Origin of the sequence: Arthrobacter sp. Y81 (assembly GCF_002929335.1) — a bacterium.
Taxonomy (GTDB): Bacteria; Actinomycetota; Actinomycetes; order Actinomycetales; family Micrococcaceae; genus Arthrobacter.
Window position 1 is genome coordinate 35,574 of sequence record NZ_PJIL01000017.1, and the last position, 13,201, is coordinate 48,774.

Annotated in this window: 12 protein-coding genes; 7 read left to right on the plus strand and 5 right to left on the minus strand. The window is 65.9% G+C overall.

Going from position 1 to position 13,201, the window contains the following annotated elements; translation table 11 throughout:
* The first annotated feature begins 3 nt into the window (after positions 1 to 3).
* The 5 genes from gcvH (at position 4) to CXQ91_RS19095 (ending at position 3,082) form a co-directional block, all read left to right on the plus strand.
* Positions 4 to 390 carry a glycine cleavage system protein GcvH gene (gcvH, locus tag CXQ91_RS19075; protein WP_104175459.1) on the plus strand — a complete coding sequence of 129 codons (387 nt, stop codon included), beginning with the start codon at positions 4 to 6 and terminating at the stop codon, positions 388 to 390.
* A gap of 134 nt (positions 391 to 524) precedes the next feature.
* On the plus strand, positions 525 to 1,001 hold the full coding sequence (locus CXQ91_RS19080) for an FHA domain-containing protein (protein WP_104175460.1): 477 nt from the start codon (positions 525 to 527) through the stop codon (positions 999 to 1,001).
* Positions 1,002 to 1,024: 23 nt separating this feature from the next.
* Positions 1,025 to 1,741 carry a MerR family transcriptional regulator gene (locus CXQ91_RS19085; RefSeq protein ID WP_104175534.1) on the plus strand — a complete coding sequence of 239 codons (717 nt, stop codon included), beginning with the start codon at positions 1,025 to 1,027 and terminating at the stop codon, positions 1,739 to 1,741.
* Positions 1,741 to 2,244: a bifunctional nuclease family protein gene (locus CXQ91_RS19090; RefSeq protein WP_011691403.1), complete on the plus strand. Its 504-nt coding sequence runs from the start codon at positions 1,741 to 1,743 to the stop codon at positions 2,242 to 2,244. Before CXQ91_RS19085 ends, CXQ91_RS19090 begins: the two co-directional genes overlap by 1 nt.
* Before the next feature lie 241 nt (positions 2,245 to 2,485).
* Positions 2,486 to 3,082 (plus strand): MerR family transcriptional regulator, encoded by a 597-nt coding sequence (locus CXQ91_RS19095; protein ID WP_104175461.1) that lies wholly within the window; start codon positions 2,486 to 2,488, stop codon positions 3,080 to 3,082.
* Between the two features lie 110 nt (positions 3,083 to 3,192).
* Here CXQ91_RS19095 and CXQ91_RS19100 read toward each other — a convergent pair whose 3' ends face one another.
* The gene (locus CXQ91_RS19100; RefSeq protein WP_104175462.1) at positions 3,193 to 4,029 is read right to left on the minus strand and encodes a ParA family protein; all 837 of its coding nucleotides are present in this window, start codon (positions 4,027 to 4,029) and stop codon (positions 3,193 to 3,195) included.
* A gap of 310 nt (positions 4,030 to 4,339) precedes the next feature.
* Here CXQ91_RS19100 and CXQ91_RS19105 point away from each other — a divergent pair, with 310 nt between their 5' ends.
* The gene (locus CXQ91_RS19105) at positions 4,340 to 7,735 is read left to right on the plus strand and encodes a pyruvate carboxylase (RefSeq protein WP_104175463.1); all 3,396 of its coding nucleotides are present in this window, start codon (positions 4,340 to 4,342) and stop codon (positions 7,733 to 7,735) included.
* Between the two features lie 119 nt (positions 7,736 to 7,854).
* Here the strand turns inward: CXQ91_RS19105 and CXQ91_RS19110 are convergent, their stop codons facing one another.
* Positions 7,855 to 9,693 carry a long-chain fatty acid--CoA ligase gene (locus CXQ91_RS19110; protein ID WP_104175464.1) on the minus strand — a complete coding sequence of 613 codons (1,839 nt, stop codon included), beginning with the start codon at positions 9,691 to 9,693 and terminating at the stop codon, positions 7,855 to 7,857.
* Positions 9,694 to 9,919: 226 nt separating this feature from the next.
* Here CXQ91_RS19110 and CXQ91_RS19115 point away from each other — a divergent pair, with 226 nt between their 5' ends.
* Positions 9,920 to 11,011, plus strand: a complete 1,092-nt coding sequence (locus CXQ91_RS19115; protein ID WP_104175465.1) for an ROK family glucokinase — start codon at positions 9,920 to 9,922, stop codon at positions 11,009 to 11,011.
* A gap of 3 nt (positions 11,012 to 11,014) precedes the next feature.
* On the opposite strand, the gene CXQ91_RS19120 is transcribed toward CXQ91_RS19115, so the two are convergent.
* Genes CXQ91_RS19120 through CXQ91_RS19130 form a run of 3 tightly spaced genes read right to left on the minus strand, consistent with a single transcriptional unit; the run spans position 11,015 to position 13,118 of the window.
* Positions 11,015 to 11,539 carry a hypothetical protein gene (locus tag CXQ91_RS19120; RefSeq protein ID WP_104175466.1) on the minus strand — a complete coding sequence of 175 codons (525 nt, stop codon included), beginning with the start codon at positions 11,537 to 11,539 and terminating at the stop codon, positions 11,015 to 11,017.
* On the minus strand, positions 11,539 to 12,333 hold the full coding sequence (locus CXQ91_RS19125; protein WP_104175467.1) for a carboxylesterase: 795 nt from the start codon (positions 12,331 to 12,333) through the stop codon (positions 11,539 to 11,541). Before CXQ91_RS19125 ends, CXQ91_RS19120 begins: the two co-directional genes overlap by 1 nt.
* On the minus strand, positions 12,330 to 13,118 hold the full coding sequence (locus tag CXQ91_RS19130) for a carboxylesterase (RefSeq protein WP_104175468.1): 789 nt from the start codon (positions 13,116 to 13,118) through the stop codon (positions 12,330 to 12,332). Before CXQ91_RS19130 ends, CXQ91_RS19125 begins: the two co-directional genes overlap by 4 nt.
* Between the last annotated feature and the right edge of the window lie 83 nt (positions 13,119 to 13,201).

The following is a 13,201-nucleotide window of genomic DNA, read 5'->3' on the forward strand; positions in this document are numbered from 1 at the left end:
CTGATGAGCAACATTCCCGAAGACCTGTCCTACACTGCCGAACACGAGTGGGTTACCGCGCCGAACGCTGACGGCGTGGTGCGCGTCGGCATCACCGATTTTGCCCAGGACGCGCTGGGTGACGTCGTCTACGCCCAGATGCCCGAAGTCGGCACGAAGGTCACCGCGAACGACGTCGTGGGCGAGGTGGAGTCCACCAAGAGCGTGAGCGACATTTATGCTCCCGTGACTGGTGAAATCGTTGCCCGGAACGAAGCGCTGGACACCGATTCGGCGCTCATTAACAGCGATCCCTACGGCGAGGGCTGGCTGATTGAAGTCAAGCTTGCAGAGGCTGATGCAGTGGAGTCCCTGCTCAGTGCATCGGAGTACGAACAACAGGTAGGCTAAAGACAACTGGCATGGCGGTCCGGCTGTTAAGCAATTAACAGCCGGACGACACGCCGATTACCGGATCAGCCAGGCTTTTCCGGAGGGTACGCGTTGTTTGCAGGGGGACATCTGCAACGGAAGAGGAGGAATCCATGGTTGGTCACGAGAAGAACCACAGCAGTGGTGATTACGGCACGGGCGGAGTGAAGGCTTCGGAGACCACCTCGATTCACCTCACGCCAATCCGTGACGAGCCGATCATTGAGCCCAGGCTGTCCCGGGAGGAACGGGTTGCCGTCGAGGCGCTTCCGTTCGGTTCGGCACTCCTGGTTGCCCACAGCGGACCCAATGCGGGCGCGCGTTTCCTGCTGGACTCGGACGTCACCACGGCCGGCCGCCACCCGGACGCGGACATCTTCCTTGACGACGTCACAGTGTCCCGCCGCCACGTCGAATTCCGCCGGACTGCCCGCAGCTTCGAGGTCGTTGACACCGGCAGCCTCAACGGCACCTACGTCAACCACGACCGCGTGGACAGCGTGGAACTCAAGTCCGGGAATGAAGTCCAGATCGGCAAGTTCCGGCTCACTTTCTACCTCAGCCCTGCCCGCGCAGCAGGCAACGTCTGATCCCGGGGTAGTTGCCTGTGGCACTGGCACAACCGGAACGGCGCGGACCCCAGGTCCTGAACATAGGGGAAGTACTCGCGCAGCTGAGCGACGACTTTCCCGGAATGACCGCGTCCAAAATCAGGTTCCTTGAAGAAAAAGGCCTGATTAACCCGCAACGCACGCCCGCTGGCTACCGGCAGTACGCGGACACCGATGTTGAGCGGCTTCGATTCGTCCTTGCCCTCCAGCGGGACCAGTATCTTCCGCTGAAGGTCATCAAGGACTATCTGGACGCCATCGACCGCGGCGAACGCCCGGAGAACCTTCCGCCTGGCGTCACGGTGTCGCCCCGGATCGTTTCCGACGAGCTCGCCGCCGAACTTCAGAACAAAGTGCGCAGGCTGAGCGAGGACCAATTGCGGGCCGAGTCCGGCGCCAGCGTGCCGCTGCTGCAGTCCCTGCTGGACTTCGGCCTGATCGGCCACGTCAACGGGAAGTTCGACGAGCACGCCCTGCAGGTGGCACGCGCGTGCGTGCAGTTGGAAAGCCACGGCCTCGAACCCCGTCACCTTCGGCCGTTCCAGGCCGCCGCGGAACGGGAATTCGGGCTGGTGGAGCGGGCTGTCGCGCCGCTGACCTCCCGCAAGGATGCTGCATCCCATGCCCGGGCCGCTGAGGCAGCCCGGGAAATCAGTGATCTGTGCCTGACGCTGCACCGTGCCCTGGTGCAGGACCGTATATCGCGAATGGACATCTGATGATTGAAGTGGAGATCGTGGGTGTGAGGATCGAGCTGCCCTCGAACCAGCCGCTGGTGCTGCTGCGGGAGATCCACGGAGAAAGGCACGTGCCCATCTGGATCGGCACCCCCGAGGCCAGCGCGATTGCGCTGGCCCAGCAGGGTGTGGTGCCGCCGCGGCCCATGACACACGACCTTCTGATCGACGTCGTCGAGTCGCTGGGCCACTCGATCGTCAGCGTGAACATCGTTGCTGTTGAAGACAACATCTTCTACGGCCAGCTGCAGTTTGAAGACGGCACCACCGTGAGTTCCCGGGCCTCTGACGCCCTCGCCCTGGCCTTGCGGGCCAAATGCCGCATCTGGTGCGCGGACTCGGTCATGGATGAAGCCGGTGTCCGGATTACCGAGCACGACGAAGGCGAGGACACGGAGCCCGGTCCCACCGTGGACGAGGAGCGCGAACTGCGGCGCTTCCGGGAGTTCCTGGACGACGTTGAACCGGAAGACTTCGACGGCTGAGATCACATTAAGGTTGAAGTTGAGGCTGAAAGTTTCGACACGCCCCCGAAATGGGGCCAACGTCTTTGACCTTGGGGCGTGGCAGGCCTAACGTCGAAGGTATCAAGTTCCCATTGCATACAACAGCCGCGCAAGTCACACTGGAATGTGCAGCCCCGGCTGAATTACACGGATGAATTTCAAATCTGTGATCGCTGTTGCTGCGACTTCCTTAGGGGAGCATACGACGAGGAGGGTCCACGTGAGTCCGAAAGGCGAAGCAGGCGAGCTAAAGCAGGCTTCAACGGCAGGCATAGCCCTGCCGGCGAGTGGTGCCCAGGGCCTCCTCTTCACGGAAGACCTCCCCGTCCTGGACGAGGACGCAGGTTACCGCGGACCGACCGCCTGCAAGGCCGCAGGCATCACCTACCGCCAGCTCGACTACTGGGCCCGCACGGGTCTCGTTGAGCCGGCCGTGCGCGGTGCCGCCGGCTCCGGCTCGCAGCGTCTCTACGGATTCCGCGACATTCTGGTGTTGAAAGTGGTCAAGCGGCTCCTGGATACTGGCGTCTCCCTGCAGCAGATCCGTTCTGCGGTGGAGCATCTGCGCGAACGTGGCGTTGAAGACCTCGCCCAGATCACCCTGATGAGCGACGGCGCAAGCGTTTACGAGTGCACGTCCGCGGATGAGGTCATCGATCTGGTCCAGGGCGGCCAGGGCGTCTTCGGGATTGCCGTCGGCCGCGTGTGGCGCGAAGTGGAAGGCAGCCTCGCGGCGCTTCCCAGCGAGCATGCCGTCGAGCAGTCCTTCCCGGATGATGAACTCAGCAAGCGCAGGGCCGCCCGCAAGATCGGCTGACCGGAGCAGCCTGGCTGGTTGTCAGGTCAACACGGGACCAACAGAAAAGGCCGCCTTCCATCAGGAAGGCGGCCTTTTCTGCGCTTTGACGTCCGGAACGCGGAAGCGCGCTAGCGCAGGCTGCGTTCCCGGGCTGCCCCGGTGGAATCCACGCCGTTGGAGGCCAGCAGGTTATCGAGCAGCGAGTTGAACAGGCTGGCGGCGTTCTTGGCGGAATCACCCGGCCAGTGATGAACAGAATGGGCGGCGCCCTGGATCTGCTGCCAGTTTGCCTGCTCCGGAATGTGCGGGGTCAGCAGCAGTTCGCCGAACATGGACTGCATCTCGGCCAGGCGGAAGGCGTGCTCGGACGAACCGGTGCGGACACGGTTCGCGATGATCCCGGCGGGGGAGAGGTTCGGGGCAAATTCCTGGCGGAAGAGCTGGATGGCACGCATGGTGCGCTCCGTGCCGGCCACCGAAAACAATCCCGGTTCGGCAACGAGGGCCACCTTGCTGCTGGCCGACCATGCCATCCGGGTCAGGCCGTTCAGCGAGGGCGGGCAGTCGACCAGGATCAGCTGGTACTTGTCGGTGCCGGCCAGGACTGCCGAGAGCCTGCGCAGGTCCCGGCGGCCGAGGTCCGGGCGGTCGTAAATGCCGGTGTACGCGGAACCGACGGCCACGTCCAGGACGGCGGGCCGGGCTCCGTTGTAGTTTTCGCGGGCCACCCAGCTGCTCGCGACGACGTTCTCCGCCAGGCGGGCCCGGCGCGGTGACTTGAGCATCCTGCCGATATCCAGTTGGTCATCGGGCTGGACGCCCAGTGCGGTGCTGGCGTCCGCATGGGGATCAAGGTCCACCACGAGAGTGGGGATGCCGGCGGCCAGGGCCGCAGATGCCAATCCGGTGGTGACGGAAGTTTTGCCGACCCCGCCTTTGAGGCTGCTGATGCTGACTACTTGCACTTGAAAAACCAATACCTAACGCCGGTTGCCGTGTTGGGGTAGTGCCGGCTCCGGCTTGCCCGGAGCGGAGGGCGGGCTTGCGCCACCCCCAACTCATCATATGTTGCCGCGCCGGTGAATCCCGTTTCATTGGGCGTGTGTGCGGCGCATCCGGCAGGACCCCGAACGCCGTTGCCACCCCGGCGTGCCTATTCCCGCCCGCATGACGGATAATTCTGTGATGGTCGACACAATGATTTGTGTTTCCCCGCGCACGTCTTACACACTGTGACCACTTACCGATACACCCGCGCAATGATGCAGGAGAAGTATGTTTTCCAAGATTCTGGTGGCTAACCGCGGCGAGATCGCGATCCGCGCCTTCCGTGCCGGCTACGAGCTGGGCGCCAAGACTGTAGCTGTGTTCCCCAACGAGGACCGTAACTCCATCCACCGCCAGAAGGCTGATGAAGCGTACCTGATCGGCGAAGAGGGCCATCCCGTCCGCGCCTATCTCGACGTGGACGAAGTGGTGCGGGTGGCCAAGGAATCCGGAGCTGACGCTATCTACCCCGGTTACGGCTTCCTGTCCGAGAACCCGCGCCTCGCCCGGGCCGCAAAAGCGGCCGGCATCACCTTTGTGGGTCCGCCGGCCGAGGTCCTTGAACTGGCCGGCAACAAGGTCGCCGCCCTCGAAGCAGCCCGCAAGGCCGGCGTGCCCGTCCTCAAGTCGAGCCAGCCCTCGAAGGACCTGGATGAGCTGATCGCCGCCGCGGACGTCATCGGCTTCCCCATCTTCGCCAAGGCTGTCGCCGGCGGCGGTGGCCGCGGCATGCGCCGCGTGGACACCCGGGACGCCCTGCCCGAAGCGCTGCAGGCCGCCATGCGCGAAGCCGACGCCGCGTTCGGTGACCCCACTATGTTCCTGGAGCAGGCAGTCCTGCGCCCCCGCCACATCGAAGTCCAGATCCTGGCCGATGCCGAGGGCAACATCATGCACCTCTTCGAACGCGACTGCTCCATCCAGCGCCGCCACCAGAAGGTCGTGGAGATCGCACCGGCCCCGAACCTGGACGAAGGCATCCGCCAGGCGCTCTACCGCGATGCTGTGAAGTTCGCCAAGGCGCTCAACTACGTCAACGCCGGCACCGTGGAATTCCTGGTGGACACCGTCGGCGAACGCGCCGGCCAGCACGTGTTCATCGAGATGAACCCGCGCATCCAGGTGGAGCACACTGTCACCGAGGAAGTAACGGACGTCGACCTGGTCCAGGCGCAGCTGCGCATCGCTTCGGGCGAGACGCTCGCTGACCTCGGCCTGTCCCAGGAGACCGTCCAGCTCAAGGGTGCTGCACTGCAGTGCCGCATCACCACCGAGGACCCGGCCAACGGCTTCCGGCCCGACGTCGGAAAGATCACCGGCTACCGCTCTGCCGGCGGCGCCGGTGTAAGGCTCGACGGCGGAACTGTGTACTCGGGTGCCGAGATCAGCCCGCACTTCGACTCGATGCTGGTCAAGCTGACCTGCCGCGGCCGCAACTACCCCGCAGCTGTGGCGCGTGCCCGGCGTGCCCTGGCGGAGTTCCGCATCCGCGGTGTGTCCACCAACATTTCCTTCCTCCAGGCCGTCCTGGACGACAAGGACTTTGTCGCGGGCGATGTGGCGACGAACTTCATTGACGAGCGCCCCGAGCTGCTCAAGGCCCGCGTCTCCGCGGACCGCGGCACCAAACTGCTGACCTGGCTGGCAGAGGTCACCGTCAACAAGCCCAACGGCGAACTTACGGTCCACTCGAACCCCGCTGCGAAGCTGCCCGCCGTCGGGGACACCCCCGCCCCCAAGGGTTCGCGCCAGCGGCTGCTCGAGTTGGGTCCCGAGGGCTTCGCCAAGGCCCTGCGCGAGCAGACTGCCGTGGCCGTCACCGACACCACGTTCCGCGACGCCCACCAGTCGCTGCTGGCCACCCGCGTCCGTACCCGCGACCTCGTCGCGGCGGGCCCCGCCGTCTCCGCGCTGCTCCCTGAGCTGCTCTCCGTGGAGGCCTGGGGCGGAGCCACGTACGACGTCGCCCTGCGGTTCCTCGGCGAGGATCCCTGGGACCGGCTCGCAGCCCTCCGGAAGGCCCTGCCCAACATCTGCCTGCAGATGCTGCTCCGCGGCCGGAACACCGTGGGCTACACACCGTACCCGGAGGAGGTCACCGAGGCCTTCGTCAACGAGGCCGCAGCCACCGGAATCGACATCTTCCGGATCTTCGACGCCCTGAACGACGTCAACCAGATGGCTCCGGCCATCCGGGCGGTGCGGGCCACCGGCACCGCCGTCGCCGAGGTCGCTCTCTGCTACACCGGCGACATGCTCGACCCCGACGAAAAGCTCTACACGCTGGACTACTACCTGGAGCTGGCGCAAAAGATCGTCGACGCCGGCGCGCACATCCTGGCAATCAAGGACATGGCGGGCCTGCTGCGCCCTGCGGCCGCTGCGAAGCTTGTCGCGGCCTTGCGGGACCGTTTCGACCTTCCGGTCCACCTGCACACCCACGACACGGCAGGCGGGCAGCTGGCCACGCTCCTGGCCGCCGTGGATGCGGGAGTGGACGCTGTGGACGTCGCCTCGGCGTCCCTGGCCGGCACCACCAGCCAGCCCTCGGCATCCGCCCTGGTTGCCGCCCTGGCCCACACCCCGCGCGACACCGGCCTGGGCCTGGCCAAGGTCAGCTCGCTGGAACCGTACTGGGAGGCCGTGCGGCGTGTCTACGCCCCGTTCGAGTCGGGCCTGCCGGGTCCCACCGGCCGCGTCTACCAGCACGAGATCCCCGGCGGCCAGCTCTCCAACCTGCGGCAGCAGGCCATGGCCCTTGGCCTCGGCGAACGCTTCGAGGCCATCGAGGACATGTACACGGCAGCCGACCGCATCCTGGGCCGGCTCGTGAAGGTCACGCCGTCCTCCAAGGTGGTGGGTGACCTCGCCCTGCACCTGGTGGGCCTCAACGCCGACCCCGCCGACTTCAACGAAAACCCGCAGAACTACGACATCCCGGACTCCGTCATCGGGTTCCTGTCCGGCGAACTCGGCGATCCTCCCGGAGGCTGGCCCGAACCGTTCCGCACCAAGGCCCTCCAGGGCCGCAGCATCAAGGTACGCGACGCCGATCTGAGCGCCGAGGACAGCGCCGCCCTGAAGGGTGATTCCAAGACCCGTCAGCAGACCCTCAACCGGCTGCTCTTCGAAGGTCCCACCAAGGATTACCTGAAGAGCGTGGAGACCTACGGCAACCTCTCGGTCCTGGACACCCGCGACTACCTGTTCGGGCTCCAGCGCGGAGCGGAACACGAGATCGAACTCGAGAAGGGCGTGCGCCTGATCGCCTCCCTCGAAGCCGTTTCGGAACCGGATGAGAAGGGCATGCGCACCGTGATGTGCACGCTCAACGGGCAGTCCCGGCCGGTTGTGGTCCGCGACCGCTCCGTTGTCAGCAACGTCAAGGCCGCTGAAAAGGCGGACCCGACGCAGCCGGGCCACGTCGCCGCGCCGTTCGCCGGTGCCGTCACACTGACGGTCAAGGTGGGCGACGCCGTCAACGCCGGCGATACGGTCGCCACCATCGAGGCCATGAAGATGGAGGCCTCCATCACGACGCCGGCGGCCGGCACGGTTTCCCGGCTGGCGGTATCCGCCGTGGAACAGGTCCAGGGCGGAGACCTGCTGCTCGTGGTCGAATAGGCCAGTGGAGTAAGCCATAAACGGAAAGGCCTCCCGGCGAACGCCGGGAGGCCTTTCCGTTTAATGACCGTCCCGGCAATCGCCGGGACGGTCATTTGCAGCCGGTGCTAGCGCTGGTTCTAGTGCTGTCCTGACGGCTCGGCACGGGCCGGGCGGGGTGCAGCGTACATGTCCACGATGACCGCTTCGAAGTCCTTCATCACCTGGGCCCTCTTGACCTTCATTGACGGGGTCAGGTGGCCGGATGCCTCGGTGAAGTCGGACGGCACGATCCGGAACGACTTGATGGCCTCGGCCTGGGACACTGACTGGTTGGCGTGCGTGATCAGGTCCTGCACTGCTGCCTTGACCACGGGATGGTCCGCCGCTGCTGCAAGGGTGGTGCTGGCAGGCAGCCCGTGGCGCTGCAGCCAACCCGGCAGGGCTTCCTCGTCCAACGTCACCAACGCGCCGATGAACGGCCTGTTGTCTCCCACCACGAGGACCTGCGACACGAGAGCGTTAGCCCGGATCTGGTCTTCCAGCAGGGCGGGCACCACGTTCTTGCCGCTGGCCGTTACGATGATTTCCTTCTTGCGGCCCGTGATGGTCAGGAAGCCGTCACTGTCCATTTGTCCGATGTCGCCGGTGCGGAACCAGCCGTCCACGAAGGTGTCGGCCGCGAGGTCGTCACGCTTGTAGTAGCCGCGCATTACGCAGACGCCCTTGGCGAGGATCTCGCCGTCGTCGGCTATCTTCACCGCATTCCCGGGCAGCGGGGCACCCACCGTTCCGATCCTGATCAGCTGGGGAGTGTTCACCGTGATCGGGGCCGTGGTTTCGGTCAGGCCGTAGCCTTCGAGGATCTGCATGCCGATGCCCTGGAAGAAGTGCCCCAGGCGTTCGCCCAGGGGTCCGCCGCCGGACACGGCGTGGGCCACCTCGCCGCCCATGGCCGCGCGCAGCTTGCTGTAGACGAGCTTGTCGAAGAGCGCATGCAGGAGCTTGAGGCCGAATCCCACGGACCCGGCCTGCCGGGCACGCGAGTAGGCGATGGCGGTGTCGGCCGCCTTGTGGAAAATGGCCCCCTTGCCGCCGTCCTCGGCCTTCGTCAGTGCGGAGTTGTAGACCTTTTCGAAAACCCGCGGCACCGCCAGGATAAACGTCGGTTTGTAGCTCTGCAGGTCCGGGAGGAGGTGCTTGATGTCCGGCGTGTGGGCCACGGTGACACCGGCAGCCACGGCCAGGACCGAGATGAAGCGCGCGAACACGTGGGCCAGCGGCAGGAACATAATGGTCCTGGCTTGCTCATGGACGATACCGGACAGCGAAGTGGCCAGGGCGTTTTCGGAAAGCTCCACGAAGTTGCCGTGCGTCAGTTCGCAGCCCTTGGGCCGGCCCGTGGTGCCCGAGGTGTAGATGATCGTGGCGACGTCAGAGAGCGAAGCCAGGCTCCTGCGTGCTTCCAGGTCTTCGTCGCTGACGGCCGTACCGGCGGCGCGCAGTTCCTCCAGCCCTGCGCCCTCAAGCTGCCAGACGTGGGCAAGCGAAGAGAGTCCTTCGGATGTGGCGGCCTGCCGGATGATGTCCTCGTGGTGCGCTGACTCGCCAAAGGCGGCGACTGCACCCGAGTCGCCCAGGTTCCAGGCCACCTGAGTGGGTGAGGACGTCTCGTAGATGGGAACGGAGATGCCGCCGGCGAACCAGATGGCGAAGTCCACGAGTGCCCACTCGTACCGCGTACGGGACATGATGCCAACGCGGTCCCCGGCTGCGACGCCGCTGGCCATGAGGCCCTTGGCCAGGACGCGGACGTCTGCGAGGAAGTCGGTGGCGGAAATATCCTGCCACTGCCCGGCGGCATCGAGACGCGAATACAGGGACGGGTTCGAGGCCTTGGCGGCTTGCCGCAGCACCAGGTCGGTGATGTTGGTTTCCGGGGGTACTTTGACCAAGGGCGGAACACTGAATTCGCGCACGATAGCTCCTTTGTTATCCATAGACCCGCAAGGGGTACTGCTAACACTAGTACGCCCGTTGCGGAGGTGTGTTCTGATTTACCTACTGGTGAGTAACTTTACGGTCAAGTGCAGGAATCCCGCCAGTCCGGCCCGCCTGGAGGCATCCCTGGAGCCCGGCCGGGAGCCGTTTGGCGCATGGCCGGCAGCGCAGGAAGACAAGGGCCGGGCAATAGAATGGGGAACCATGCACACACCTTCGCCCGGCGACCTGCCCAGACCCTACCGACGGACGGCCGCCTGGCGGCGGAGGAAGCCTTCCGCGCAGGATTCGCTCTCTGCAAGCCAGAGCTTCCGCGAGCACCTCCGGCTGGGCCGCAAGGGGTTGGCGATCGGCGTAGACATCGGGGGAACCAAGGTTGCCGCCGGTGTGGTGGATGCCGACGGCCGGATCCTCAGCCAGGCCAGGCGTTCCACGCCCGGGAACGATCCCCGGGCAGTGGAACAGGTGATCGTGGAACTCGTGGAGGAATTGGGCCGCGGCCACCGCATCTGGTCGGTGGGAATCGGCGCGGCCGGCTGGATGGACCTCGACGGCGGGACGGTGCTGTTCAGCCCGCACCTCGCCTGGCGCAACGAACCGCTGCGGGAAAACCTCCAGCGCCTCCTGCGCCGGCCGGTCCTGCTGACCAACGACGCCGATGCTGCCGCGTGGGCGGAGTGGCGCTTCGGTGCAGGGCAGGGACAGAACAGGCTCGTTTGCATCACACTAGGCACGGGGATCGGCGGTGCCATGGTGATGGACGGCAGGGTGGAGCGCGGACGGTTTGGTGTCGCCGGTGAGTTCGGCCACCAGATCATCATGCCCGGCGGGCACCGGTGCGAATGCGGAAACCGCGGCTGCTGGGAGCAGTACGCGTCCGGAAACGCCCTGGGCCGCGAAGCCCGTGAGCTGGCCGCTGCCAATTCACCCGTGGCGCAGGAACTCCTGAGAGCTGTGGACGGGCAGGTGGACCGGATCACCGGGGCCATCGTGACGGAACTGGCGAAGGCAGGGGACCCCACCTCGCGGGAACTGCTGGAAGACGTCGGCGAATGGCTGGGTCTTGGCCTCGCCAACCTCGCGGCGGCACTGGATCCCGGAAAGTTCGTGATCGGCGGAGGACTCTGCGACGCCGGCGAACTGCTGGTGGCGCCGGCACGCAAGGCCTTTGCCAGGAACCTGACCGGGCGCGGGTTCCGGCCCGCAGCGGAAATCGCACTGGCGGCGCTGGGGCCCAACGCCGGACTGATTGGCGCCGCGGACCTGTCCCGGGTCAGCAGTCGGATGCACGGCTAAACGCTAAACCCGGGCGCCGTCGTCGTGATCGTCCTTTTCCTGCGGCAGCTGCATGATCAGGTAGATCACTGACAGGACGAACGCTGCGACAATGCCCAAAATGGCCATCAGCGGCGCCGACCGCCAAAACATGGCGGCGAGCACCAGGGCCACGGGTCCGCCCACCGCCCCCAGCCAGGCCAGCATGGTCAGGGGATTTGTTCCGGCCAGGCTTGGCGGTTCCTCGGGAACGAACGGGTCGTCGTCGTCCGCTTCATAGTCCCGAGGCCCGGTGCCCGCCGCCGCGTGGTCCGCCCGGGGGAGCGGTTCATGGGAAGCGGCCTGGCGTTCCGACGCAGAGGGCTCCGTCGGGGCGGCGCCGGACAGCCCCAGGGGATCGAAGTCGCGGAACGGCCGTCTGGACGGGGCGCTGCCTTCTCCGGCCGGAGCCTCCGGGCCGCGGCTCTCGAGCCGCGAAACCAAATCCAGCCACACGGCGTCGTCCTGGTTCGCGCTCTGGTCCGAGGAATTGGAGTCGGATCTGGTCATCAGCCGTGTCCTTCAGGGCGAGAGGGGGTAGCGTCCACGTGTCCCGGTACCACTCTGCGGATGAATTCCGCGGTCCCGCGAAAAATCTCCTCGGCATCATTGTCCAGGGTGGCCACGTGGTAGCTGTTTTCCAAGGCGCTGAGCTCCAGCGGGGCGTTGGTCAGGCCACGGCGCAGCGCCACAATGCTGGAGTCCGACACCACGTGGTCCACCGTAGAGCGGAACACCCGCACGGGTGCGGTGATCAGGGGCAGCAGCCGCAGGGTGTCCTTGAACATCTTGTTGAGTTCGTGGGCCGCCGCCACCGGTGTCCGCGGGTAGGCGCCCTCGTCCATGTCCGGCTTCAGGATGTCGTTCGCAATGGCGGGAGTGCTTTTCATCACCAGCTTCAGGATGCCGGCGAGGGGGGCGCGGGGATCGTCGATGACCAGGCCCGGGTTGACCACGATTGTTCCCGCCACAGGACGCCGGGCGGCCACCCTCAGGGCGAGGGCCCCGCCCATGGACAGGCCGGCCGTGAAGACGTGGTCGCATTCGGCCTCAAGCTCCAGGTAGGCAGCGTCGTAGGCGGCATGCCAATCCTGCCAGCGGGTCCTCGCAAGTTCCTGCCAGCTGGTGCCGTGTCCTGGCAGGAGCGGCATCCGCACGGCAAAGCCGGCGTCGGCCAGGGATTGGGCCCAGGCCCGCACGCCGTGCGGGCTCCCGGTGAAGCCATGGGAAACGGCGACGCCAACCGACGGGCCATCGCCGGTAAACGGGCTGATAAAGGGGCTGTGGTCGGCGGCGATGCTCATGATGTCTCCGAGGATACGTGGTGCGGCGCGTGCTCATGGAAAAAGCGGGTCGAATTCTCGAAAATCACCGGCGCATCGTTGTCCAGCGTGGCGACGTGTCCGCTGTTTGGCAGCGGGATGACGCCAAGGTCGGCTGACCCCAGCCGCCGCCTGATCATCGCCAGGGACGACGGCGGCACAACGTCGTCGTTGTCCGATTTGAAGACCAGGACCGGAGCGGTCACGCGCGGCAGTCCGCGGCGGGCGGCAGCAAACAGCTTCTTCAGTTGGTGGACGGCCGCGAGCGGTGTCTGTGAATAGTCGCCATCCTCAGTCGTGGCCGCTGTGGGGTTGGCCTCCACAATCGGCAGGGTGGTCCGCTGGAAGTACTTCAGGATGCCGATGATCCGTATCCTGCGGTCGTAGAAGCTGAGCCCGGGGTTGACCACGGCCACTCCGGCAACGGGGTGGCGGGACGCCGTCCGCAGGGCGACGGCCCCTCCCATTGACAGCCCTGCGACGTAGCAGGCCTCAGTCCGGCCCGCCAGCTCAACGTAGGCGGCATCGAAGGCTCCGGCCCATTCCCGCCAGCCGGAACGGGCCAGCTCGCGCCAGTCGGTCCCATGCCCGGGCAGGAGGGGTACGGAGACCGCAAACCCCTGCTCGGCCAGGTGCAGGGCCCACGGCATGACGCTGAGGGGACTCCCGGTGAAGCCGTGGCAAATGGCAATGCCAATCCTGGCATTCCTGCCATGGCCGGGGTAACTGAAAGCGGCAGGCATCGACGGTTTGCTGCTTTCTCTCATATGCCCATCGTGTCACTCTTCGCCACAAATCTCACTAGAGTAGGGTTGCATTGAAGGCCTGGCCGGACCCGACGGAGGGCCGG